The organism is Photobacterium sp. Alg240-V54, from assembly GCF_900537155.1.
In the GTDB taxonomy this organism is placed as follows: domain Bacteria; phylum Pseudomonadota; class Gammaproteobacteria; order Enterobacterales; family Vibrionaceae; genus Photobacterium.
This window is the reverse complement of the sequence record NZ_UNRL01000001.1, coordinates 675,177-700,965: the sequence shown is the minus strand read 5'-3', so window position 1 is coordinate 700,965 and position 25,789 is coordinate 675,177. Positions and strand designations below refer to the sequence as shown.

Here is a 25,789-nt window from a genome sequence, read left to right as displayed (position 1 = left end):
AACAATGATATCAAGGTCATGATATTTATGAATTAAATCGATTATGATTGTGGGACTTTAAGGGCATTCTTTTGCGAGCAAGTAAGAATGCTTATTAATATACAGTTATGTGTCTGAGTTAGGAGTCATTTGTGAAATGAGTATTCAGTTGAAGCTGATTCAGTTTAGAAAGAAAATCAGGGCAAATAAGAAGAAAGTAATTGATACAATAATTGCAAATCACTCCGCAGACATATGCATAATTTGCGGTTCTCCAGAGCAATTGACTAGAGAGCATGTGATCCCTCAGTGGGTCTATAATCGTTGTACAAAACGAACATTCAATACAACGACTAATGGCACTTATCAAACGTACAACAAGACGACGCTACCAGCATGCAAAGATTGCAATTCGAATCTGCTTGGCTACTTGGAAAGGCATTTGAAGCATGAATTTGAAAAAATTGATGTGAGCAAGCAAGAGTTCTCTCAAGAGAGCTTAGAGTTAATCGTTTTATGGTTAGAAACTTTAGAGTACAAATTCCAAGTTCTTGACCTTAGAAGAAATCTAAACAAGGTAAAAGGTGCGGAATACATACCTTATATTGGCAAAATGCCAATAGCAATGTTTCAAGGCCCTATGGATACAAGCCCCTCAAAAGTTTTCTCGAATCTTCGTTCTGCACTGCAAGTATTAAGCGTGAAATCAAAAGTAAACAGGCTTAATTCTCTCTGTGTTATCCATACTAAAAACAAAGATTTTCACTTTTTCCACTCTACAAATAGCTTTATATTTATTGAGTTAGCCGAGTTTGGGGTCGCGTTTTTCTATTTTTACAAGCAGGAGTTTGAAAGTTACAACGTTGCTGCCGAGTCAGCAATGAGAATTGTCCAAGAAAATTATGGTAAAACAATAGGTTAACTTATAAGCTTATGTGTCGCTTAGCCGATACCTACCCGAAGTGTGGACAAGCTCAAGTCACCTTATATAAATAAATATTAGAAGTATCATGAAGGGTGATGCTAAAAAGAAGTCAAGCGTTATCCTTACTTTTCCTAATACCTTCTAGATGAAATAGAGCAAATAACTTAAACCGTTTCTGTCCATCTTCGAGTCAGCGAAATCTGCGCTGACTCAGTATTGCCCCATTATCATTCAGAGCAAATACTCATTCATATCGTGTTAACGTTATTTTGGATTAGTTTCATTTATGACATTACCTTTAAATATTAGTTAAATTTACTTTTTCTCCACAATCCCCCTATATTAGTAACAAAGTATTACAGCTGCCTGATTTAGTGTGCATGCACTAGTATAGTAGCCTTTACTTTTAGTCATATGCTTTGTGTTGTACGAATACTTATTAATTTTTAGTTATGCGTATAAGTTGATATTAATCATAGACTTTTTTTCAATAGCTGATATTTTGACGCAAAAATCACAAAGGTCAGGTTGAGTTTTGAACACTAAAGTGGTTAGAGGTGCGGGTGGTACTGCTTTATCTCATTCGAAAGAGTCTCTAAGCCTTGCATACGTGCAAGCCTTATTAGCCGCTACGGGCTTAAACCATAATGAGCCAAAGATCGATAATGACGGGATTGATATTACGATTAGAGGTAAAGGGTTTGATGGATACTTCGAGGAGCCTAAGATAGAAGTACAATTGAAATGTACCGCGCGTGATGGGTGTATTGATTTTGATAAAAATGAACTCGTATTTCAGTTAGAGAAGAAAAATTATAATTACTTGGTGAAGCCTTCCCCAATTCCGTTACTATTAGTTGTCCATTATGCTCCCAAAATGTTTGATGAGTGGCTAGATGAAAGGGACAGCGGAACAACTATAAAGTATGCATCTTATTGGTATAGTCTTTATGGGTATGACCAGATTACAGCGGGGTCTAGAGTTGTTAGAATCCCACTTGAGCAAAGGTTCGACAGTAAAGCGTTAATGCGAATGATGGAATTAGCGAGTAATGGTTCGATAATTGAGAACTTAAAGGTGAGAGAAAATGAGTGATAATCAAGCGATTTTTGTCTCACTGAAGCAATTTTTCGTGACGGCTGGAATTGTTGAAAAAGTTAATATCCCTAATAGGTTTAGTGTCTGGTACGACAAAAAGTTCGATCTTGAGTTGATGCTGCCTGATGAAAAACTTGTAGATCATGAACAGTCTGAATCTTTGTTGACTGAAGTTATCGAGAAGTTAGCAGTTGCAAGAGACTTCGATGTAGAACGCTTCCGGTTTAGATTGCTGAATTGTAGTAGCGACTTTTTGCGTGTTCGCTCTTCTGGTGAGCGAATCCCTCACGGTCGTATAAATTTTTCAGAAGGCTTAGAGGCACTGAATGGCCTTTATGGGATTATAAAGTCTTCTGCCGATCGAAATATTAGGTCGAAAGGTAAACGTAAAGCAATTAGTAATTACCTTGCAGGTGTCAATATGCTTGCACCACAAGCTGGTTCATTTATTTACAACGTTGAACTCAAATTACAAGATGAAACTGAAAGAGAAGAAAGTAGTTCTCTTGAAAGTGACTTTTCTTTAAGTAGATATGTTAACGCAAATCTAGCAATTGCATTATCTAGAGTTTCAAAAAAAATAAAATTGGATGATACAAATTCACCATCAAAGTTGCTTAGTGTCGGTATTGATAATAAATTTTGTACTGATTTTTTGGGTTTGTTTTCTTGTAATTCAGATAAGATTGAATTTAATTTCGATTGGTCTTTTAAGGAAGAATTACCTGATAATGTACCAAATAAAGTTGAATTTGATTATTCTGATAGAAAAAAGATAGAGAAATTTAAAAAGCTTTTAAGCAGTATCCGAACTGAAAAGTATGTTGATTTACCAGCATATATTGAAAAATATAGTTGGCCTATCGAAGATGAAAAAGGTCGAGTCTACCTAAGGCTAAGTATTGATGGAAAAGACTTCACTTGCTATATCGAGACTGATTCTGAGTTATATGAAACTTTAAAAGCAGAACACGCAAAAAAACAAGTTTCAATTACCTGTGACATCCTTGTAACCGCAGGGAAGAAAACGAGTATAGATATATTAAAGCTCTACAGTATTCGATTAAATCAAAATTTAGAGATCGAATTAGACACATAAAAAATAAGGGTGCGTATTGCTTAGCCGATACCTATTCAAAGTGTTGGATAAGCCCAAGGCACCTTATATAAGTAAATATTGGAAATACCTCAAAGGTAATGTTGAAAAGTCGAATATAACATTACCCTTACTTTTCCTAATACCTGCTAGCCGAAATAGAGCAAATAATCTAAGCAGTTTCTGTCCAGAACCTTCACTTCACAGTGAGCACTTTCTTGTGATCACCAAGCGATTCTGTCGTATCGTAATTACCAAGCGACTTTGTCATTACGATAACTACCAAGAGAATATGTCGGGACTCAATTAGCTTATCTTTTAGTTATTTGACGGTAATATTCAGAGCTGCCATGATAAATAAATCAAAAAGCTAACATTCGCTTTATTGCTTGTTAGCTTTATATCCGCTATCTAACCCGACTTAAAAATCGGCATCGACCTCAAATACCATTGGCTCACCAGTGATGGGGTGGGTTAGGCCAAGGTATTGTGCGTGCAAATGTAAACGATCTGCTTTTTGACCATATAAGTCATCACCGACAATCGGCATGTTCATGCCGTTGTGGTGGGCAGAGTGAATACGCAGTTGGTGAGTGCGGCCTGTTTTCGGGTAATAATACACCTTGGTTTTACCGTCTTTACGCTCAAGAACCTGCCACTTGGTGAGTGCAGGTTTACCGTGTTCATAACAGACTAATTGGCGCGGGCGATCGTCTAAATCAACCCGCATTGGTAAGTTAATTTCACCATGATCCTGCTCGGCAATACCATCTAATAATGCCACATAACGTTTTTCTGCGGTGCGTTCAATAAACTGTTTTTGCAAGGCTTTATGCGCATCTTTGGTAAGTGCAATGACTATTAGCCCAGAGGTCGACATATCTAGACGGTGGACAATTAATGGACTATCACTGTCAGGGAACATCGCTTGCATGCGGCTATAAACAGAATCGGTGATAGTTTTGCCAGGAACCGATAGAAACTCTGCCGGTTTATTGATAACCACCATCGCATCGTCTTGATACACAATCTCTAGCTCTTTGCCTTCCGCTGGGTTTTGTTCGAGCGGGTTCGCATCAATGTCTAGTCCTGCTAGCATATGTTGTAAAATCGGCTCGCATTTGTTTTTACAGGCTTCATAGAAGTATTTGTGCTTACGAATTTGCGCAGCAGGTGAGGCTCCCCACCAAAATTTAGCCATCGCTAAAGGTTTCAGGTGTTGCTTAAAGGCATGCTGAAGTAATTTAATGGTGGCGCAATCTCCCGCACCTTGTGGTGGTGTTATATCATCAAAGAGAGCATTTAAATCTTGCGTTTCACCATACTGATTTAGAAATTGATATTGTGCGTAACGCTGTTGCTGTAATGCTGCTGTTAAGTTGTCGTACTCTGATCTGAGTAAGGTTAACTCTGCTTTATCTGCTTGTAATTTATCGCTAATATCGGCCAGTGTTTGAGTCCACTGCTGACGAATTGCTTTCTGTTGGTGTTTATCAAATGCACTTTCACGGGCTAGGCGATGGAATTCTTGGGTCATGAACTCGCTATCGTTACTTTTCTCTGCCGCTTTGCGTTGTAATTTACGTTGTTTGCGCTGTTCTATCATTTGTAATCGAAATGACTCAGCGGCTAACTCGGCTTGAGTTTGAGCTGTTTGATACTGCTGTTGTAATTGAATGTAGCTTGGCTTGCACTCAATTGCGGTTATTTTAGTGCTAAGTTCATCAATCAAGGCTTGCTGAGCCTTCATCGTAGGATCGATGTTGCGTTCATCAAACACAGGCGGAACAAAGTGAGCTAGGTGGGTAAGATTGGCAATCTTGCCTGAAAATGCCGATAAATAACCGAGTTCACCTTGTTGGTTTTGAACCAATAATATGCCAAACATGTGACCAATCGCATCATCATTATCCAACCCAAAATTATGCTGCCACTGCTGTTGAGTATCGATATGGTGCTGTAACTCTTGAGCGGCTAACACGCATAAAGGATGAGGCGTGTAGCAAAACGGAAATGTAAACCGTTCAGGAAGAGGGTGGATATCAGTTGCTGCGATAAAGCGGGTGAAGCTAGTGTCAGATGCGTGCATGATGGTATCTATTACGAATAAGGGCGGCGATTTTAACATCTTCACCACTCAATTTCGAGTTTGGAATACGTATAGAAAAAGGCTCTGAATTGAGCCTTTTTATGCGTGGTTATTATTACTGTACTCTTAATAAAACAATAATATTAATTACTGATCACTTGCCTAGTTGTGACTAAACAAATATTGGGTAGCTGATCAGTTAAAAAAGCTTGTTTACCTTTAATACGTTTACTGTTGAGTACATAAGTTCTTTCATTGAGTTTGCCTTGAAAATTCCACTTACTGAATGCTTCGTGACGAGCATCAGAGCACGAAGTTTGTAATACGTAACTTTCAGTGACTGAAGTATCACAGCCACCTGCGGTATTTTTGACACCGTGAAAGCTAATATGGCTATCACGATCGCGATAGCTGGTTACTGCCAGTGCATTAAAAAGGTGAATATCGTCTACTTTATCGGTGTAAGACAATATACGATGGGGGTTGGTTTTCAATGTCACATCAGCAAGTTGTATTAATTCGGTCGAACAAGGGATGGCTTGACTCTCTAGTATACTGTCCATTGATGTTTTCGCCATTGCTGGTGCAATAAACATATTTGGCAATAGACAGACTCCAATAATAAAAAGTTGTGCATCTTTCATTTCAGCGCTCCGATCAATGCTTTTTCAGCGGCATAACTAATAACTGAACATCAAACTGTTCACCATCAGCTTGTTGCATGCGGACTGTGATCACTTGATCGGCTTTAAGCGCATTTTTAACGCCCATAAACATCAGGTGATAGCCATTGCTTGCAAGGGTAATACTGCCTTTAGCTGGGATCTCAAGTGCATCTACTTTACGCATTGCCATTTTGCTATCACGCATAAACATTCGATGAAATTCGGTATGCTTGGCAATAGCTGTGCTCGCGCCTGTAAGAGTGATTGCTTTATCACTGTTATTGATGATTTTCATATAACCAGAACTGACTTTGGCACCTGGAATTGTGGCTTTGGCTGTCGCATTTTCAACGGTTAATGCAGCGTTAATTTGCTGAATATTAGTATAATCGTGCTGGGCTGGTGGCTGATGTTCCGCATGAGGCATTTCAGTGGCAAAAACCGCCGCTGGAAAACAGCTAAGCAATAATGCTAAATACAAAGAACTTTTTTTCATTATAATATCTCCTATTGTTTAGCAATTGATTTGGCGTAAACGCGCTCAATACCTGCAGCGAGTTCAGTGGGGGTGGTGTTGTGACTCATCGCACCAACTAATGTGCCTGCTTCATCAATAATGTAGAACCGTGAAGAGTGATCAACGGTGTAGCTTAATTCCGATGATTCCATGTCGACAATGTCAAAATAGACCCCGTATTGTTTGGTTAATGCATCAATTTGTTGTTGTGTACCGGTTACGCCGACAACATGATCGTCAAAATACTTAGCAAACTGATTTAAAGACACTAAATCATCGCGTTCAGGATCGACACTAATGAATAGCCCGCGCACATGGTCATAGGTTTGTGGTGATAGGCGTGACAAAGCTGCCGATAGCACCCCCATTGAAGAAGGGCACACTTCAGCGCAGTTTAGAAAGCCAAAATAAAGCACTACGATATTGCCTTTATATTGATCAAGGCTGACAGGGCCATTTAAGCTATTAAGCTCAAAAGGGCCACCGAGATCTTTAAGAGGCTTAACATTTTCACCAACAGGGGTCGTGGTGTTATAGACATAACACCCCATCAGTGTGGCAAGAAACAGTGCTCCGACGAGAAGCACCATTTTGGTTGGGTTTTTGGTCATGAATGCGGCTCCATTATTACTGCTGGAAGTGCATTTACTTGGTAGTTTTCTTCGAGAGTTTCAGATGAAAAATCCAGAGAAATTAAGGTGCAAAATACCATGATGTTAAAAATAGAGCTTAGCAGCATTTTTTTACCCCATTGCGCATTAGGCACTTTTTGATAGCCGACTTTGGCAATATAGAGCCAATGTAGACTCACCAGCCCCATACCTAATGCATACCAACTGCCAGCGTAACCAAGGTAAGTGAGGGTAAATGCCGCCATTGCAAAGGCAATAATGTAACCGATGATATGGTGACGTGCTCGCGCAATCCCCACTTCAACCGGTAACACTGGAATTGATGCGGCTTTGTAATCTTCGAAACGATAGATCGCAATCGCATATGAGTGCGGAATCTGCCATAAACAAAATGTGATGAATAATACCGCTGCACCAGCATCAAACTGGCCAGTAACGGCACAATAACCAATAACAGGTGGGCATGCACCAGATAAGCCACCAATTAAAGTGCCATGAATAGATTTACGTTTGAAATAGAGGCTGTAAAAGCCGACGTAAACCACAAATCCAAGCACACCAAATTCAAATGCGACTAAAGATGTGAATTGATAAAGGGTAAAAAAACCTGCCAGGCATAATGCCGTTGCCCACAATAAAGCGTGGGAGACAGGTACGACTTTTTTGACTAACTCACGCTCACAGGTACGTTTCATTAACTTGTCGATATCAATATCGATGACATTATTGAATACACACCCAGAAGCAACAATTAAGGTTGTACCAACGCATACTGCGAGGAGTAATAACCAATTAATGTTGCCTTGAGATGCAAGTAGAACACCACCAATGGCGGCAACTAAGTTGCCACCGATAATGCCCGGTTTAGTGAGTTTAAGATAAGGTTTAATCATAGAACATCCCTGATCAATGACCCATTAGCATGTTGTGGTTTAAGTGATCCATGATCCACAAAGAGCCAATAAGAATAATAGAAACAATGACGACCACGAATACGGCCGATGACGTATTCCACATTTGTTCTGATGAGGTGTTCATATGAAGGAAGAACACCAGTTGTACCAGGATTTGTGCCACGGCTAATACCATGATCACACCAATAATGAACTGGGTTGAACCAACGCCAGCCATTACCATTGCAAAAGGAACAATGGTTAAAATAATCGAGAATATCAGTCCTCGAACATATTCTTTAACACTGCCATGCGCTTGGCCACCTTGGCCATGTCCAGTTGCGTGTTGGTTAGTTGAATTGCTCATTACAATACTCCCATTAAGTAAACAACACTGAACACACAGATCCAGATAATATCTAAGAAGTGCCAGAACAAACTTAAACAGGCTAAGCGCGTTTTGTTGTCCTCAGAGAAACCATCACGTTTAAAGTGGAAGAACAGTACAATCATCCATACTAAACCAGCAAATACGTGTAATCCGTGAGTTGCAACTAGGCCATAAAATGCAGACCAGTATGCGCTGCTATGGAATGTCGCACCTTCATTGCTGAAATGGTAGAACTCATATAGCTCCATGATTAAGAAAGAGAAACCCAACATAAAAGTAATGCCTAACCATTTGAGCATGCCTTTCATGTCTTCATGGTTAGCCTTTAACATTGCCATGCCAAAGGTAAAACTACTAAACAGTAGTAACGCCGTTTCCGCCAATACAAAAGTTAAATTAAACAGCTCTTTAGGCTCAATTAAGCCAGCAAAACTGTTGGAGTAAACCGCATAAACGGCAAATAACGTACCGAATAATAAACAGTCACTGAGGATGTAAATCCAAAAGCCAAAAATAGTATCACCAGCGTAGTCGTGATGGTCATGATCATCGAGATCATGACCGTCATGAGACTGAGCAGGGACATTGAGGTTAAGTGTATCTTTTACGTCTGTAGTCATAACTGCTCTCGTCCCTTATGCCATTGAATCTGCTGGATTTAGACCTGATGGATTGAAATCATCATCATCTTCACCATCTTCGTTTTCAAATGTCTTCTCACCGCGAACTTTGGCTAAATGCTTACGTTCAATAGCTTCAATTTCAGCAACTTCAACATAGTAATCTTTAGTGCGTTGGAAGCTATAAATGATCCAAGATGCAATCATGCCCACGCTGCCGACAATCACCATCCACCAGATATGCCAGATGAAAGCAAAGCCAAACATCAATGAGAACAGACTGATAACCACACCTGCCCAAGTGTTTTTGGGCATATGGATGCGCTTATAACGCTCAGGTTCTTGGTAGGCTAAACTGTGTTCTTTCGCGTAATGATGCTCATCACGATCATGGATCTTTGGCAATAGAGCAAAGTTATAGAATGGAGGTGGGGATGATGTAGCCCATTCCAATGTACGACCATTCCATGGATCACCTGTGAGATCTACATTCTTCTTACGATCACGAATACTGACGTAGATTTGGTAGAATTGAACAGCGATACCTGCCGCAACAATACACACACCAAATGCTGCTACCCATAAGTAAGGAGCCCATTCTGGATTATCTGCAACATTAAGACGACGGGTCATACCGTTAAAGCCAAGCACATATACAGGCATAAAGGCGACGAAGAAACCGACGGTCCAAAGTGCACATGAAATCTTACCTAGACGTTCATCAAGGGTGAATCCAGTTGCTTTAGGGAACCAGTAAGTTAAACCGGCAAAGTAGCCAAATAAGGCACCACCAATAATTACGTTATGAAAGTGGGCAATAACGAATAGGCTGTTATGTAGCACAAAGTTGGCCGCTGGTATTGCTAGCATTACCCCTGTCATACCACCAATGGTAAAGGTGATCAAAAACGCAATCGTCCACCACATGCTGGCACTGAATTCGACTCGGCCTTTATACATGGTAAATAACCAGTTAAAGATCTTAACTCCGGTTGGAATTGAGATAATCATGGTCGCAATACCAAAGAAGGCGTTAACACTTGCGCCAGCGCCCATGGTAAAGAAGTGATGTAGCCATACAATAAATGACAACACCATAATTACCATTGTTGCCCACACTAACGATGTATAACCAAACAAGCGCTTACGAGAGAAAGTGGCGGTTATTTCAGAAAAAATACCAAAAGCGGGTAAGACTAAAATATAAACTTCGGGGTGACCCCATGCCCAAATCAGGTTGACGTACATCATTTGATTACCACCCATATCAGTGGTGAAGAAATGGGTACCGACGTAACGATCGAGGGTGAGTAAGGTTAGGGTGACGGTTAAAATAGGGAAAGCGAGGACGATCAGTGCGTTGGCACATAGTGATGTCCATGTAAATACCGGCATTTGCATCATTTTCATGCCAGGTGCACGCATACGAAGAATGGTAACAACAAAGTTAATACCCGTTAATAGCGTACCAATTCCTGATATCTGCAGAGACCATAACCAATAATCAACCCCGACCCAAGGATTGGCATCCATTCCTGACAGTGGCGGGTAAGCTAACCAACCTGTTGCGGCAAACTCACCAATAAACAGTGACATGTTAATCAGAATAACACCGACAACAAATAGCCAAAAACTCAGGGAATTCAAAAATGGGAAGGCGACATCACGGGCACCAATCTGCAATGGCACAATAATATTCATTAACCCTACCACGAATGGCATTGCAACGAAGAAAATCATGATCACGCCGTGAGCGGTGAAGACTTGGTCGTAGTGTTCTGGTGGCAGATAACTGGCATCAATCGTTGAAGCTGCTTGTTGGGAGCGCATCAGTATTGCGTCAGAGAAACCACGTACAAGCATCACCATTGAGACAATGATGTACATAATACCTATTTTTTTATGATCGACAGAGGTAAACCATTCGCTCCATAGGTAGTGCCACTTTCTTTGATAAGTAATCAAGCCAAGTAGTGCTAATCCGCCAATGACAACAGCCATCATAACGGGGAAAACAACGGGATCAGTAAAAGGAATGACATCCCAATTTAATTTGCCGAAAATTGGATCCGCTTCGGCGTATACATCTCCTTTATAAGCCATTTTGGACTCCTGCATGCTTTTCAATAATATCTTTAAATTTCAGCGGTGCGACAGAGGCAAAATAGGTCACTGGATGAGGGGCCTTAATTTGCTCTTTAGCATTAGCTGTGAGTTGGTCATAAGTGGTGTTATTTAGAACTTGCTCAGAGGTTTTGACTTTCTGTATCCATTGGTCAAAATCGGCATCACTTACTGCATGCGCTTTAAATCGCATGTTGGCAAAGCCATAACCACTGTAATTTGCTGAAATACCGCGGTAAGAACCTTCTTGTTGTGCCATGAGATTTAAACGGTTTTCCATACCAGCCATTGCGTAAACTTGACTACCTAGCTGAGGAATAAAAAAGGAATTCATGGCGGTATCTGATGTGACTAAGAATTTAACCGGACGGTTAACGGGTAATGCGATTTCATTCACTGTTGCAATTTGCTGTTCTGGATAAATAAATAACCATTTCCAATTCATTGCGACGACTTGAATGGTTAACGGCTCTTTATCTGAGACAATTTCTTTTCTTGGATCAAGTGAATAAGAGGTTTGGTAAGTGATCCAACCTAAAGCTAAAACAATAAGACAAGGCACTGTCCAGACAATAACTTCTATTTTGGTTGAATGTTCCCATTCTGGCGTGTATTCAGCTTCTTTATTGCTATGACGGTATTTATAAGGAAAGTAAATCGACATAAATAAAACCGGCACAATAATAATTGCCATCAAGAGTACTGATGTAATGATTAATGATGACTGGGCTTCACCAATGATGCCTTTAGAGTCGAACAGCACCATATTACTGCTGGCAAAAAGAGCCACTATAAGCAATGTTGCAAGTAAGGTAAGAAGAATTATTATCATCTTCTTACTACGGATTATTTTCATTTTTTCCTCCATGAAACAGTTTACTTATACAAATCAACTGAGAACGTTAAAAACTGCTGATAGCACTTCATTTTCGTTAATGAATTGTAATAACTTCGGTTTTCATTGTAACAAAAGATAACTGCATGATATATAATATTTAATTATTTTTTATGATGAAAAAGTGCTTAGTTGTGAGATTTTTAGTTGGTTGTCAGTTAATCAACTAATCTGTCTTTATCACCATAACGACTGATTTTCTCTATTTTGGATCAATTAACACTAGTAATAAAATGCTTATTTTAAATTACTGTATTAAAAATGTTAAAATTTATACATGCGTTGTATTTTTGAAAAAAAGTTTAAATTTTGTTGTGTTTTTGTGGTTTGTTTGAGGTGATTTTGTTGGTGGTGATAGGGTTCGAGCCCGTTATAGGCTGCAGAATGAAGGATAATAGGTGCTGTATGCCATTTAGTTACTGTGTTGTAGGCAGATATATTGGATACTGTAAATAATGATATTGATAGAGTAATACAGTTTTTATGACGCAAAAAATGACTATGGCTGATATTTCAAAGCAGCTTGGAATTTCAAAAATGACAGTGTCACGTTATTTTAATGGTGGCTATGTGTCAGAAGAAAATCGTATTAAAATTGATGCGATCGTAAAAGAAAATCACTATACCCCCAATAAATTTGCGCGATCAATTCGTAGCCAATCAAATATTATTGGTTTTATCGCACCAAGAATTGAATCTTATACCACCAGTTTAGTGATTAAAGGTGCACTAGCGGCAGCAAATGAATCAAATGCGCGTATGCTGTTTCATGCAACTGGCTTTAGCCATGAATCAGAACGTCAAGCGGTTAGCGAATTTAACGGTTTGAATGCATTAGGTACCATTGTTATTGCGTCAAAGCACAGTGTCGTAGAACCTTTTTATCAAGGATTAGAAAACCTGATCTTCATTGGTAAACAGAGCTCGCAACGTTGCTGTTTATATTATCCAGAACACGCTGCAATTACTGCATTGGTGACACAAACCCTGACTCAACTTCAACACCAACAGGCGCCAGTGGTTGCGATTGATTATATTTATGATCAGCGAATGCTATCGAGTCGAACCCAGTTAATCCAAACCACTATTGCAGCTGCCGTGCCTCACTTGCCATGCTATCTACAACCTGTCACAGATTCTGAGCAAAAACACGCCTACCAAGACATCCAGTTACAACCTCAGCACGTGTATTTTTGCGCGACGGATAATATTGCCATTCGTTTATACCGGTTAGCAAAACAACAGCAATTGAAAATTGGTCATGATATTTGGGTGGTGGGCATTGGTGATTATGACTATAGCGATCTGTTAGTACCGAGCTTAACCAGCGTGAGTTTTAACTATTATCAGATGGGTTACCAAGCAGTAAAGAAGCTAATCAAACGTGATTTCAGCAGCTGTGAAGGTCAATTTGAGATAAAAATAAGAGAAAGCTCTCAGTTTATTTAAAAATATTTTGCATGTGATTAGCTTCGATCTTATCGTATGTGTTATCGGTAACACATGCAAAGAATGCATTGTACATTCTCTAAGGTCAAAGGGATGAATCACGTCAATAATGCAACATCATCGCCATTAATATGGTGGAAGGCCGCTACGGCTTATCAAATTTATCCACGCAGCTTCTATGATAGCAATCAAGATGGTATCGGTGATATTGCAGGGATCATTGCAAAACTTGATTATTTGGCTGAGTTAGGGATTGATTTAGTATGGATTTGTCCATTTTATCAATCACCTAACGACGATAATGGTTACGACATTAGTGACTATCAAGCGATTCATCCTGATTTTGGTAGCCTTGAAGATGTTGATCGCTTGATCAGTGCTGCTCATGAGCGTGGCATTCGTATCATTATGGATTTAGTGATTAACCATACAAGCGATGAGCACCCGTGGTTTATTGAATCTCGTCAAAGTAAAACTAGCCCTAAACGTGATTGGTACATTTGGCGTGACGGCTGTGAAGCAACGGCTGAAAAACCCACACTTGAGCCTAATAACTGGGAAAGTATTTTCCATGGCAGTGCATGGCAATATGATGCTGATACGGCGCAATACTACTTACATCTTTTTTCTAAAAAACAACCGGATCTTAATTGGCAAAATCCTGACGTTAAGCAAGCGCTGTTTTCGATGATCCATTGGTGGTTAGCGCGCGGTATTGATGGATTTCGTGTCGATGCGATCAGCCATATTCAAAAACAACCAGAGCTACCGTCATTACCTAACCCTAAGCGATTAGATCATGTGTCTTCTTTTGATTATCACATGAATGTTGATGGTATTGAGCAGCACCTTTATGAATTGCGCGATCAAGCTTTTGCACCATTTGATATTGTCACTGTGGGTGAAGCAAATGGTGTCGAGGCTCAAGATGCATTGACTTGGGTTGCTGAAGCGACTGCCACCGATAAAGGCGGCATTTTTAATATGATCTTCCAGTTTGAACACATGAAACTGTGGGCTGAAGAACAATCGCGTGATCAGTTTGATTTAGTGGAATTTAAGCAAATTCTAACCCGTTGGCAAAATGCATTAGAAGGCAAAGGTTGGAATGCGTTATACCTAGAAAATCATGATCAAGCGCGCAGTATTAATACCTTTGCCAATGTTAACCATTGGTATGGTAGTGCAACAGCATTAGCCGCTTGTTATTTTTTAATGAAAGGCACGCCGTTTATTTATCAAGGTCAAGAGATTGGCATGGTAAATCATCAGTTTACATTACTAGCTGAGTTTAATGATGTATCAGCAAAAAACTTGATCATCAAATTACAGCAGCAAGGGCAAACCGATGCGCAGATTTTAACTTTACTCAATCAAGTCTCGCGTGATCACAGCCGTTTACCAATGCAATGGAATAACACGTCGTTTGCTGGCTTTTCAGAAGTCACGCCGTGGTTGGCTGTAAATCCTAATTACAGTGAGATTAATGTTGAACAACAATCGCATGATCCGTATTCCATTTTGCAGTTTTATAAACAGCTAATCGCGCTTCGAAAAAATAACCACAGTTTGATTGTCGGTCGCTATCAATTGTTGCTTGATAATGACACCAATATTTATGCCTATCAACGCATCAGTTCAGATCACACATGGACCATTATTACTAATTTAAGTGATAAAGAAGTAGTGGTTGATCTTGATAGCGACCAACTCGGGGAATTAGTACTCGATAACCAGACACCGAACAATGAAGCCACGCGAACAGATTTCACTACCACACATATTGCGCCTGCTTATGCCGCTTACGTGTTTGTAAAAAAACATTAATTGTGTTTATGGCAGGTCATTGATGACGTAAACCTGCCATCTCAGTCAAGGAAATAGTTATGAGTAAATTGCTATCGTTTGATTTTTGGCAACGATTTGGAAAGTCACTGATCGTTGTTATCGCCGTAATGCCCGCTGCCGGTATTATGATTTCATTGGGTAAAGTGGTTGCCATGTATGCGGGAGGAGTCGGTGCACTCGAAACCCTTGGCCATATTATGGAAAATATTGGTTGGGGAGTAATTGTTAACCTTCATCTTCTATTTGCGGTGGCAATTGGTGGTTCATGGGCAAAAGAGCGAGCTGGTGGTGCATTTGCTGCGGTGATTGCATTTATACTGATCAACCGTACCACTGGGGTTATTTTTGGCGTTAATGGCGCGATGATGACCGATCCTCATGCAACAGTAATGAGCTTGTTTGGTACTGAGCTGCCTGTTTCTCAATTTTTTACGACTATTCTTGGCGCGCCAGCACTGAACATGGGAGTATTTATTGGCATTATTTCTGGTTACTTAGGTGCTAATTTATATAACCGTTATTATGATTTTTCGCGATTACCAGAAGCGTTAGCGTTCTTTAATGGTAAACGTTTTGTGCCGTTTATGGTGATTGTGTATTCAGTGATCATTGCGCTTGGTTTAGCTGTCGTATGGCCATTAGTACAAGGCGCGCTTAACGATTTCGGTCAATGGATTGCAAGTTCAAAAGACAGCGCACCGATTATTGCTCCGTTTGTTTACGGTACGTTAGAGCGTTTATTATTGCCTTTTGGCCTCCACCATACGTTAACTATTCCAATGAATTACACCGAGCTAGGTGGCGCATATCAGCTATTAACAGGGCCAAGTGCAGGTTCAAGTGTATATGGTCAAGATCCATTATGGCTCGCATGGGTGAGTGATTTAAACAACCTTAAACTAACCGATCCAACAACATACCAACATCTGCTTGATACTGTTCATCCTGCACGTTTTAAAGCAGGCCAGGTGATCATTGCTGCATCTTCTTTAATTGGTATTGGTCTAGCAATGTATCACTGTGTTGATAGCGATAAGCGTCTGCAATATAAACCAATGTTCTTCTCTGCTTGTCTTGCGGTATTGCTAACAGGTGTGACAGAGCCGATTGAATTTATGTTTATGTTTGTTGCACCAGTACTTTATGTCGCTCATGCAGTATTAACAGGTTTGGCGTTTGCACTGGTGGATTTGATTGATTTACGCGTACATGCATTTGGCCTTATTGAACTGATAACACGTATTCCGATGATGATTTCTGCAGGGATTGGCGGTGATTTAATTAGTTTTGTGATGGTGTGTATTGCGTTCTTTGCAATTAACTATGCTTTATTCCGCTTATTAATTGTGAAATTTAATCTACCAACACCAGGACGCGCAGGTAATTACATTGATGAAAAAGCAGAAGGGATGTCACAAGACGACAAACTGGAAATCATCATTCAAAATTTAGGTGGTCGTGACAATATTGCTGAGGTTGATGCCTGTATGACGCGTCTACGTATTACTGTAAAAGATCCTGCACTAGTGGCTGATTATACACTATGGAAATCAACTGGCGCACTAGGACTGGTGATTAAAGATCAAGGGGTACAAGCGATTTATGGCCCAGGTGTTGATGTGATCAAATCAGGATTAGTGGATAAGTTTGCGATAGCATAATACTTGCCCAGAGACTGGATATTATCGATAAGCGCAGAAGATTATTGCTGCGCTTTTTTATCTCATATCGTATCGATAAGTGAATGATTTATGAAGTTATTGACCTTAAATACCCACAGTTGGCAAGAAGAAGAACAATATCAAAAGTTAGATATTGTTGCGCAAGCTGTTATTGAGCAAGGGTGTGATGTGATTGCCTTACAAGAGGTTAATCAGCATTCACTAAGTGACATTATTAGTGATCAAATATTAAGTAATCACCCTGTGCGAAAGGATAATTATGGCTATTTATTACAACAAAAATTGGCTCAATTAGGACATCATTATCAGTTAACGTGGGATTTTGTTCATCAAAGTTACGAGGTTTACCAAGAAGGATTAGCTTTTTTAACGCGGTTGCCGATTGTTGAACATCGTGTGATTGATTTGAACGATAACTATGATGAAAGTGACTGGAAACATCGCCGAGCGGTACGCATTACCGTCGCTTATCAGCACCAGCATATTGATTTTTATAATTGTCATTGCGGGTGGTGGAATGATCAAGAAAGTCCGTTTGACGATCATTTAAACCGTATTACAGCAACGCTATCATCACGATTAAGCTTTTTACTCGGCGATTTTAATAATCCAAGTCATGTTCGTGATCAAGGCTATGATTATGCGTTACATTGTAACTTAAAGGATTGCTTTGTATTAGCTCAAAGTAAAGATAACGGTACCACGGTGGTGAAAAATATTGATGGCTGGCAACAAAATAGCCAAGCTCTACGATTAGATTATATTTTTGCAAATCAGCCCGTTATCGTACCGCAACATCGAGTTATTTTTAATGGTGATTTTTATGATGTGGTCTCAGATCATTTTGGTGTAATTTGTACCATTAATATTATTAACTAGAACGGGTTAAAAATTACCGACAATCAAGTGATTTCTATCTTATGTTGATTGTCGGTATTTTTATTTTTCCGTTAATGGCAGATCCATTGTGGTAAGAAACGAGCGAACTTCTTGTGATAACAAAGCGAGTAGTTCAGTATTATTAAGTTGATAAATTTCATTTTCTATATATGTAAATGATTGATAAATAACTTGTTCTTGTTTAGATATATGGTCAAATAAATCAGTATGATGTGGTGATTGCTGTAATTTTTGCTGTAATAATGTCAGTGACGTAATTGCATGGTCTAGATTTGAACTAACACTAGGGTTTAGCGGTAGTGTCTGCTTATTTTCATTCAGTTGAGTTAAGATCCGTAAAATAATATTAGAGCTACGGCTACACAATAAAATATGACTGCTGGTTTGTGATTTACGGTGCGGTTCTCCAAGGTAACCCATCCAGTGATCAAATAAGTTGGTATCATTAACAACACAGTCTTGGAAGTGGCTTTGAACGATATTCAGCTGTGACTCTTGTTTATTTACTAAATATACTTGTAAACTTTTTAAGTAATCGATATAGCCGTTAATCGTTGTATCAAGTTGAGTTGGAAATGATTTCTTTTGCCAGCCAGGCGTTAAAATAAACACAAATACGAGTGGAATAATAACCCCTAAGACGGTGTTATCAAGTCGTGGTAACATAATGTTATCGCCTTGACCATTAAGGGAAAAACCAGCAAATACAAATAAGGTTACAAAAAAGACCGCAAACCCATAATGACGGGCAGAGGTATGGAAAAATAATACCGCCGCAATACAAAACATAAACGGTAAAATACTGGTTGCTACTTGAAAGTGTAGTAATCCTCCCACCACCATTAAACCACAGATTGTGCCTGTTAGACGTTGCAGTAATCTTGTCCACGTCATTGATAAATTAGGGCGAAGAATCAATAAACTTGTCATCAGTGTCCAAAAACCAAAATCGAGATCTAATAAACGAACAACAATAAGGCCAGTGGTTAGACTTAATGCTCCACGCAGTGCATGACGAAAATAACTTGATTTCAACGTCATCTGACTGGTTAATTTGGAGGCAATATCACGCCATTTCCAAGTTAATAGAATCGGCTTAGTGATAATTGGACTCGTTAATGTATTTGATTGGTTTTTTAATTCACATAAAGACAGATAAATAATATCAAGTTTATTAATAAACGCTTGTGCTGCGATGATTTCTTGCTGTGCTTCTTTAGGGGCTTGATAACGACGTAATGCATCAAAATCAATGTTAGGTAAAGCTAAATGGTGAACATTATTGACACTCACCTGTGCAAGATATTGGCTAATTTGTTGGTTAGCATGGTGGATATATTCTAACCATTGTGGGCAATGTTGTTTTAAAAGTGGTGTTGAAGTGAAATACATCAATCGTGTTTGTTCATTTATACGCTCTGCAATTTTTAGAAAGCGGTAAAGATCTTGTAATTTTGCGCTGTCTTCACCACAACTAAATTGCTGGTGGATTCGGTATTCAAGCGTGTGTGACAGGGTAGCTATTTGTGATCGTAATTGTGCAGATTGAATAAATAATTGATTCTTATCTGTTGCAAAAATAAACCCTTGATCATGAATCATCAATTTCTTTGCAAGCGCCTGATATAAATCGGATAAAATATCTTTAGATTCTTGGTTTGGAAGAAAAATAATCGCCAACGTTTGCCATAAAATATACCAAACAGCGCCACCCGTTAGCCATAACGGTATCAACCATATTGGACGTCCATCAAGATGTAATAGCATTGCATAGATGGCTAATAGAATCGCTGCAAAACCAATTGCACCTAATCGTGGTGTTAATACCGCTAGCATAAAAAGTGCAAAACTAACGACCGCTAATGATCCAACAAATAATAATGAGTGCGGAAAAACGATTTCAATACCTAAACTGATCAAGAAAAATAATGGTAGGGTAATTGAAAAATCTAAAATACGGTATTTGGTCACACTTGAAGTATCGGCAAAGCCGCAGCTAATACTACCTAACGAGAATGCAATCCCCATGGTGACATGCCCCATGAGAAACAATGGAATAGAGCAGCTAATGAAACTAAGCGCTGCGATATTTGTTCTTAAATTTAAGAAGGTTCGTAAAAATGGGTAACGAAGTAAAATATTGGATTGAATCATTGTCGGCACGGTAGTTAATAAGAAATGCGCATGGTTCTAATTTATCCCTTGTTGGAATATTTATCCAGTGTGATGACGGGTTTTAGAAGTAAATTGTCTAAAAATAGGGATTTTGTCTGAGAACCCTATGTTTTATATGAGGATGTAATATCTCTACGAGTTGTTACTCTTGGTTAACCTCATAACGCTATATTCTTTTAATATCATTAATATAAGTATTACGGTGTGTGAAAAATAATAATTAAGGATTTAGAGTTATTGGAAAATGATAATCAAAATAAAAACCATCAACAAGAATAAATTGTATTTTGCAAATATAAATGGAAGTTGATGAGTGAGTTCTATTTTTTGCTTTCAAATCAATATATTATAAGTTTTTTATTTGTGATACTTGGTTGGTTTAATATATGCATGTCTGTTTCACCTTTATAAAAAAGTTAGATGATGAGATATGATATTTAAAAAATATAACAATTATCAACAAATAACATTTTGCATTATCACTCTATTAATGTTTTTTTGTACCGTGTTTTTTTCGGCAGCGATTCATGCCGCTCACTGGCGTGGAGGTGGTATAACATGGTCACCTGTTGCTTTAGACGCTGATGGAATCAAAAATGATGTGATTATTTCATTAAAAACAGCCTGTCATGTTAACCGTTCTGATTGTAATGGTAATCGAGTAACTGTTTCTGGCGGTTCAAAAACCTATCTTGGCGTAATTACGAATCAAATAATCAATGGTGAATATAAATTAGAAGTATCAGAAACTCAGATTAAAGATGTTGATGTAAATACAACGTATTTTGCTAATTATGGTAGTTGTTGTCGCATTAATTTGAAGAATAACTCTGGTGGTTCTTGGAATATACAATCGACAATTCTTGTTCAAGGTGGAAATAGATCTCCACTTATTGATTTTCCTATTTTATTTCAAGTTCCTCAAAAAGACACTGACGGTTCTGTTCTAACAAATTATACAATTAAAATTCCAGCCTTAGATCCTGACGGCGATAATATTAAATTCCGTGTTGGTAATACAAGTGAAATGGGAGGCGGTGGTAATCCTCCTGGGCTAACTATTGATGAGAGTACTGGTGTTTTAACGTGGAATAACTCTGGCACATTATCACCTGGGTTATATAGTGCAGGTATTGTTGTAGAAGATGTTGATAATAATGGCGTTATTAAGTCTAAAACACATTTTGATGTATTATTTAAATTAGTTGATAAGCCGGTTGTTAATTATATTGCTTTCACTGATAGTGAAGTTATTGTTAAAAAAGGAGACAGTTATACTTTTAATGTCACCGGAAATAATATTGATGTTATGAGCTTAGGTGACATCTCTGGTGCTTTGGTTGAAACTGGGGTTGATGAATTTACCTTTACTCCTGGACCTGTTGGGAGTGGATTAGATCCGGGCATTTACCCGATGACATTTCAAGTTGTTGATACTACAAATAATTTTGTTCATGGTTACTTTACTGTTACCTATATTGTTCCCGATCCTAATGCCCCTGAAATTCTAAATATTAATGGCGATAAATCTCTCTATATTATGGGGCTTGTTGCTTCTTTAGATGTTAACGCAGATGCCGTATCAACAGATATTGATAGTGTTACTCTTAATGGTGGTCAGCTTAAAATTAATGTTGCCTATAAAGATGCTGCAAACGAAATAACATTTGTCGAGTCTGTTGGAGATGGCACAGGTGAAATTCGTGTTGATGCGCAAAACAAAGTTTATTATGAAGGGGTTTTATTTGGTGAAATTGACATTATTAATGATGGTGTTGGAATGCCATTACAAATTAATTTTATTGATGATGCCGCGACAACGACCACTGCTGCTGGTTTAATGAAAGCTATTCGCTATCAAAATAATAGTAGTATTGTCGGCAATAGGGATATTAGTATTTATATTGAGGATGATACTGGGTTAAGTAATATCTATGCAATGTCGACGGATGTGTTACAAGGTGATATGGGTGATGCCTTATTAGCTGGTAATGATGTTTTTCATGGCGAAGCAGATAGTGATGGTAATTATATTATGGATCTTCGTTTAGGTACATTATGGGATCCTAATATAAATGAACAAGATAAACTGGCATTAGCAGACGATAATGATAACTTAGCTGATGATGACGGTGTGACATTTTCTACTCCCTTTATCGATATTAATAATGATCTTGAGCTAACTATTGAAATTCAAGAGGAAGTTGATAACGGACGTCAACTACATGCTTGGGTCGATTTTAATCAAGATGGTGTCTGGGAAGTTAGTGAAAAAGTAATTAACGATAATAGCGCAATTGTGGGTAGTAAACTTTATTCAATTACGATCCCTAATAATACTTTATTGGGTTATAGCTTTTTACGCGTTCGCCTTTGTAGTCTTAATACAAGTTGTGATACGCCCAACAGTATTTCTTATGATGGTGAAGTCGAAGATTATCGATTATATTTCTCTGATCTAATCGCTAACACAACTTGTGATGTCATTCTTAGAACTGATTCGGTAGGTGGCAGTAACGCTGCTTTATCACAATTAGATCCAGCCTCCAATCCGATGGCATTCACAACCTTGTCGTCACCAATTACTATAGCTGGTCATCCTACTGTTACTGATATTAATAGCTTTGGTTTCAATCGTATCCTAGGGTTATTTTATGGTGTCTTTTACAGTGGTGACGATGCTTACTTATTCAATACTGACCGTATGGGTAATTCATTTATAGGTTTAGATTCAATAACGGCGAATGGCGCACAATCACTCACTCATACAACCCATGGTGTGATTAATTTTGCTGATGGCGATGCGTTGGCACTAACGGTTGGAGGTAATGCGATAGGCAGTGTAACGATGGGAGATATATCAACGGATGGATTATATCTTTACGCATCTTCACCGAGCTTAAAAGGGCTGATAAAAATAGCATTAGCATCTGGAACATTTGAGGTTATTCCGTTAACTCAATATATACATGATGGTGATATTGCCGTTAATACAGAAACAGATACGATTTATGCGACTAAGATGGCCACAGGTAAGCTGTCATCTATTACAGCGCAAGGTAGTGTTACTGAACAGAACATTATTTATAGCGGTGGATTATTTCCTCAAGATAATAGCGGCGAAGCAATCTCTGGCGGTTTGATCGCAGATAAAAGTTATAATATTTATGCTTTTGTTAATAATGGTGATCATGATACTAACCAAGATGGCAGCTATGATTTAATTAATAAATCGGCTATTTATAAAATTAATGTATTAACAAGAAAGATGACCTTCTTTGCCGAAGGACAAGATATTAATATCGTTGACCAAGATATCGCCGGTTGTTACTACTCACGTGATTATGGTGATGCTGTTACTTCTTATGGCATTGCTGGTCATGGTTATCACGATAGCGCAAGTAACGGCAATCAAGATCTGGCTTTAGGCAGTTTATGGGACAGTGAATTAAGCACTAAGGAAGACAGTGCGGCCAATGCAGATCTAGAAGATGATGGCGTCAATGTTCCTGCATCAATTACCGTGGGAATTCCTGCTCAAATTGCTGTTACTGTGCCAGCAAGTACAGGTTTCTTAAATGTGTTTGTTGATCTGAATGGTGACGGGGATTTTAATGATACCGATGAACATATTGAAAATGATAAAGCCATTAGTCAGCAAACAACAAACCTTGAAATAACCATTGATCCGGCACAAACAGATTCTTATAACGGCGATAGCATTATGCGTTTTCGTCTCTGTAGTACCGCAGGTGCGTGTAATAGTGCTGCGAGTGTAGCTGCTGATGGTGAGGTTGAAGATTATCAATTTAGGTTGATTAATCAGATTGTACTAAATGGTAATATATTTGAAGACAATGGCTTAGGAGCAGCAACCGCAGCGCATGATGGAATTATAGATGGTAATGAAGTTGGTATAGCTGGCTTTACGGTAAGGGCGTTGTTTAATGGCTCTATTGCTGCTGCTGGCTATAACCCTGGTGATGTGGTTGCAACTGATATTAGCGGTGGTACTGGGCAATATAGTTTGATTATTCCTGTTATTCTTGCTGGTAAAAGCTTGAAGCTTGAGGTCGTTTCCCAAGCAAAATGGATTGATATTAGTGAAAATAACGGTAGTCACTCACAAGTAACATCAGCAACAGTAACAGACAGCCAAATGGTCGTGATTGCATCTGCTGGTGATAATCTTAAAAATATTAACTTTGGTAAGGTACAACAACCCGTTATGAACCCTGATAACTATTCCGAAGTAGAACCAGGGAAAATGATTGCTTTTCATCATAACTTTAAAGCGAATACCAGTGGTAGTGTGACATTTTCTATCGTCAATAAAGTAGTTACTCCTGCAAATAGTGATTGGAGTACGGTGCTAAAACATAATGTAGATTGTGATGATCAAATTAATAATAATCAGACTATTCTAAGTAGTATAAATGTTGATGCGGATACCAACAAAGAAGTGTGTTTAGTTGTACAAGTCTTTATTCCTGCAGATGCCTCACTAAATAGTTTATTTAACTACAATATTAAATCGGTTATGGTTTTTGATGATACTACCTCAACAGCGCATGGTGTGACCAAAACAGTCATTGATTCAGATACTGTACGTGCTGTTTTTTCTGGTGCAGGAACGCTGAAGCTAGAGAAAAAAGTCGCTAATATAACCACATCAAATGGTAATGACATTAGCAATACTGCTAAACCGGGTGAAGACTTAGAATATACTGTTATTTTTACCAACACTGGTAGTGGTAATATTAAAGAAGTAGTGATCTTAGATACAGTACCAGAACACACTTCACTTAATAGCTCTATTAATTGTACTGCAGGAACAATACCTGCTGGATTAACATGTAACTTCATACCTATCGCGCCTTTAAATGCAAGTGGCTATCGAGGTAATGTTAAGTGGATCTTAACCGGAACATTAAGACCAGGTGAAAGTGGTAGTGTTGTATATCGCGTCAATATTGATTAGGTGACGTATAGGTAATAGTAGGAGTAATCGTCACTCCTACTATTACTTCATAATACGGTTCACCCGATACTCTTATAGACAGCCAGTGCACCACAAATAAAGCATAACGTTAATGCACCATAGCGAATCGTTTCTTTTGGTAGTGATTGTGTTGTTTTGAGTGCTAACCAATATCCAGCCCATGCCGCTGGTAATAACGGCAGTGTTAGCCATAATTTTTCAAAAGTTAAAAAACCAACGGGTATTAATGTTGTTAGGGAAATAATAGAGCTAAAGACAAAGAAAGCCGATAAATTAGCACGTAACTGGTTAGCTTCTTGATGTTGTAGCAAAATAGCCATCGGCGGTCCACCAATCGCTGAACTTGTACCAAACAGTCCAGAGAAAAATCCCGCAAAAACCATTCTTGTTGGTGTCGGTTCAATTCTAAAAGGCATGATGCTAATAAAAACAGCCAATAATACTAATAAACCAACCCATAAAGATAATGTCTGAGCGGATACAAAAACCAGTAGTGCAGCACCTGCCATCGAACCTGGAATACGGCCGAGGATTGCCATTTTTAGTCCACCAAGTTCGATAGATGAGCGATATTTTCTGCTATTAAGTAATGATATAAATAAAGCGACAAGACAAATAGGGGCGGGAACATATTGTGGTGCAACAATAATAAGAATAGGCGCAGAAATAATTGCTAGCCCAAATCCAATAGCCGTTTGTACAAACGAGCCTAAAAAGATCATAGCAATGGCAAGTAACGTCGTTGATTCGATGATCATGGTAGTATGCTTACGAAATGAGTAATTAAGTGATCGCAAAGTAATATCAT

19 protein-coding genes are annotated in these 25,789 nt (G+C 38.7%); 8 read left to right on the top strand and 11 right to left on the bottom strand.

Translation table 11 applies throughout. The features are described from left to right. Positions 1 to 136 precede the first annotated feature (136 nt). The 3 genes from G6R09_RS02975 (at position 137) to G6R09_RS02965 (ending at position 3,102) form a co-directional block, all read left to right on the top strand. Positions 137 to 901: an HNH endonuclease gene (locus tag G6R09_RS02975; protein ID WP_163920429.1), complete on the top strand. Its 765-nt coding sequence runs from the start codon at positions 137 to 139 to the stop codon at positions 899 to 901. Between the two features lie 538 nt (positions 902 to 1,439). Beyond that, positions 1,440 to 2,000 (top strand): DUF4365 domain-containing protein, encoded by a 561-nt coding sequence (locus G6R09_RS02970; protein WP_163920427.1) that lies wholly within the window; start codon positions 1,440 to 1,442, stop codon positions 1,998 to 2,000. After that, positions 1,993 to 3,102 carry a hypothetical protein gene (locus G6R09_RS02965; RefSeq protein ID WP_163920425.1) on the top strand — a complete coding sequence of 370 codons (1,110 nt, stop codon included), beginning with the start codon at positions 1,993 to 1,995 and terminating at the stop codon, positions 3,100 to 3,102. Before G6R09_RS02970 ends, G6R09_RS02965 begins: the two co-directional genes overlap by 8 nt. Positions 3,103 to 3,520: 418 nt before the next feature. Here G6R09_RS02965 and G6R09_RS02960 read toward each other — a convergent pair whose 3' ends face one another. The 9 genes from G6R09_RS02960 to cyoA all read right to left on the bottom strand — a co-directional run bounded on the left by G6R09_RS02960 (position 3,521) and on the right by cyoA (position 11,886). Next, positions 3,521 to 5,188 carry an RluA family pseudouridine synthase gene (locus G6R09_RS02960; protein ID WP_163920423.1) on the bottom strand — a complete coding sequence of 556 codons (1,668 nt, stop codon included), beginning with the start codon at positions 5,186 to 5,188 and terminating at the stop codon, positions 3,521 to 3,523. 143 nt (positions 5,189 to 5,331) lie between these two features. Further along, positions 5,332 to 5,832 (bottom strand): hypothetical protein, encoded by a 501-nt coding sequence (locus G6R09_RS02955; RefSeq protein ID WP_240345692.1) that lies wholly within the window; start codon positions 5,830 to 5,832, stop codon positions 5,332 to 5,334. Between the two features lie 13 nt (positions 5,833 to 5,845). Then, on the bottom strand, positions 5,846 to 6,349 hold the full coding sequence (locus tag G6R09_RS02950) for a copper chaperone PCu(A)C (protein ID WP_065176713.1): 504 nt from the start codon (positions 6,347 to 6,349) through the stop codon (positions 5,846 to 5,848). A gap of 11 nt (positions 6,350 to 6,360) precedes the next feature. Next, positions 6,361 to 6,981: an SCO family protein gene (locus G6R09_RS02945; protein ID WP_065166763.1), complete on the bottom strand. Its 621-nt coding sequence runs from the start codon at positions 6,979 to 6,981 to the stop codon at positions 6,361 to 6,363. Next, positions 6,978 to 7,895: a heme o synthase gene (gene cyoE / locus G6R09_RS02940; protein WP_163920421.1), complete on the bottom strand. Its 918-nt coding sequence runs from the start codon at positions 7,893 to 7,895 to the stop codon at positions 6,978 to 6,980. The genes G6R09_RS02945 and cyoE overlap by 4 nt, the downstream gene beginning before the upstream one ends. 13 nt (positions 7,896 to 7,908) lie before the next feature. Then, a complete protein-coding gene (gene cyoD, locus G6R09_RS02935) occupies positions 7,909 to 8,262 on the bottom strand; it encodes a cytochrome o ubiquinol oxidase subunit IV (RefSeq protein WP_163920419.1) in 354 nt (117 codons plus the stop codon). Then, complete coding sequence (gene cyoC, locus G6R09_RS02930; RefSeq protein WP_060999413.1) at positions 8,262 to 8,906, bottom strand: cytochrome o ubiquinol oxidase subunit III; 645 nt, start codon at positions 8,904 to 8,906, stop codon at positions 8,262 to 8,264. The genes cyoD and cyoC overlap by 1 nt, the downstream gene beginning before the upstream one ends. A gap of 15 nt (positions 8,907 to 8,921) precedes the next feature. Then, positions 8,922 to 11,009 carry a cytochrome o ubiquinol oxidase subunit I gene (cyoB, locus tag G6R09_RS02925; protein WP_163920417.1) on the bottom strand — a complete coding sequence of 696 codons (2,088 nt, stop codon included), beginning with the start codon at positions 11,007 to 11,009 and terminating at the stop codon, positions 8,922 to 8,924. Next, on the bottom strand, positions 10,999 to 11,886 hold the full coding sequence (cyoA, locus tag G6R09_RS02920; protein ID WP_163920415.1) for a ubiquinol oxidase subunit II: 888 nt from the start codon (positions 11,884 to 11,886) through the stop codon (positions 10,999 to 11,001). Before cyoA ends, cyoB begins: the two co-directional genes overlap by 11 nt. Before the next feature lie 522 nt (positions 11,887 to 12,408). On the opposite strand from cyoA, the gene G6R09_RS02915 reads away from it, so the two are divergent. The 4 genes from G6R09_RS02915 to G6R09_RS02900 all read left to right on the top strand — a co-directional run bounded on the left by G6R09_RS02915 (position 12,409) and on the right by G6R09_RS02900 (position 17,783). Next, complete coding sequence (locus G6R09_RS02915; RefSeq protein WP_065176710.1) at positions 12,409 to 13,374, top strand: LacI family DNA-binding transcriptional regulator; 966 nt, start codon at positions 12,409 to 12,411, stop codon at positions 13,372 to 13,374. A 93-nt stretch (positions 13,375 to 13,467) separates the two neighbouring features. Then, positions 13,468 to 15,201, top strand: a complete 1,734-nt coding sequence (locus G6R09_RS02910) for an alpha-glucosidase (protein WP_163920413.1) — start codon at positions 13,468 to 13,470, stop codon at positions 15,199 to 15,201. 59 nt (positions 15,202 to 15,260) lie between these two features. Beyond that, complete coding sequence (locus G6R09_RS02905; RefSeq protein WP_163920412.1) at positions 15,261 to 16,883, top strand: PTS transporter subunit IIBC; 1,623 nt, start codon at positions 15,261 to 15,263, stop codon at positions 16,881 to 16,883. A 90-nt stretch (positions 16,884 to 16,973) separates the two neighbouring features. Continuing rightward, positions 16,974 to 17,783 carry an endonuclease/exonuclease/phosphatase family protein gene (locus G6R09_RS02900; protein WP_065176707.1) on the top strand — a complete coding sequence of 270 codons (810 nt, stop codon included), beginning with the start codon at positions 16,974 to 16,976 and terminating at the stop codon, positions 17,781 to 17,783. 60 nt (positions 17,784 to 17,843) lie between these two features. On the opposite strand, the gene G6R09_RS02895 is transcribed toward G6R09_RS02900, so the two are convergent. Then, on the bottom strand, positions 17,844 to 19,958 hold the full coding sequence (locus G6R09_RS02895) for an FUSC family membrane protein (protein WP_240345691.1): 2,115 nt from the start codon (positions 19,956 to 19,958) through the stop codon (positions 17,844 to 17,846). A 526-nt stretch (positions 19,959 to 20,484) separates the two neighbouring features. Here G6R09_RS02895 and G6R09_RS02890 point away from each other — a divergent pair. After that, positions 20,485 to 24,960, top strand: coding sequence for a GEVED domain-containing protein (locus tag G6R09_RS02890; RefSeq protein ID WP_163920410.1), 4,476 nt, complete (start codon positions 20,485 to 20,487; stop codon positions 24,958 to 24,960). 59 nt (positions 24,961 to 25,019) lie between these two features. On the opposite strand, the gene G6R09_RS02885 is transcribed toward G6R09_RS02890, so the two are convergent. Then, a complete protein-coding gene (locus tag G6R09_RS02885; protein ID WP_163920408.1) occupies positions 25,020 to 25,739 on the bottom strand; it encodes a sulfite exporter TauE/SafE family protein in 720 nt (239 codons plus the stop codon). Between the last annotated feature and the right edge of the window lie 50 nt (positions 25,740 to 25,789).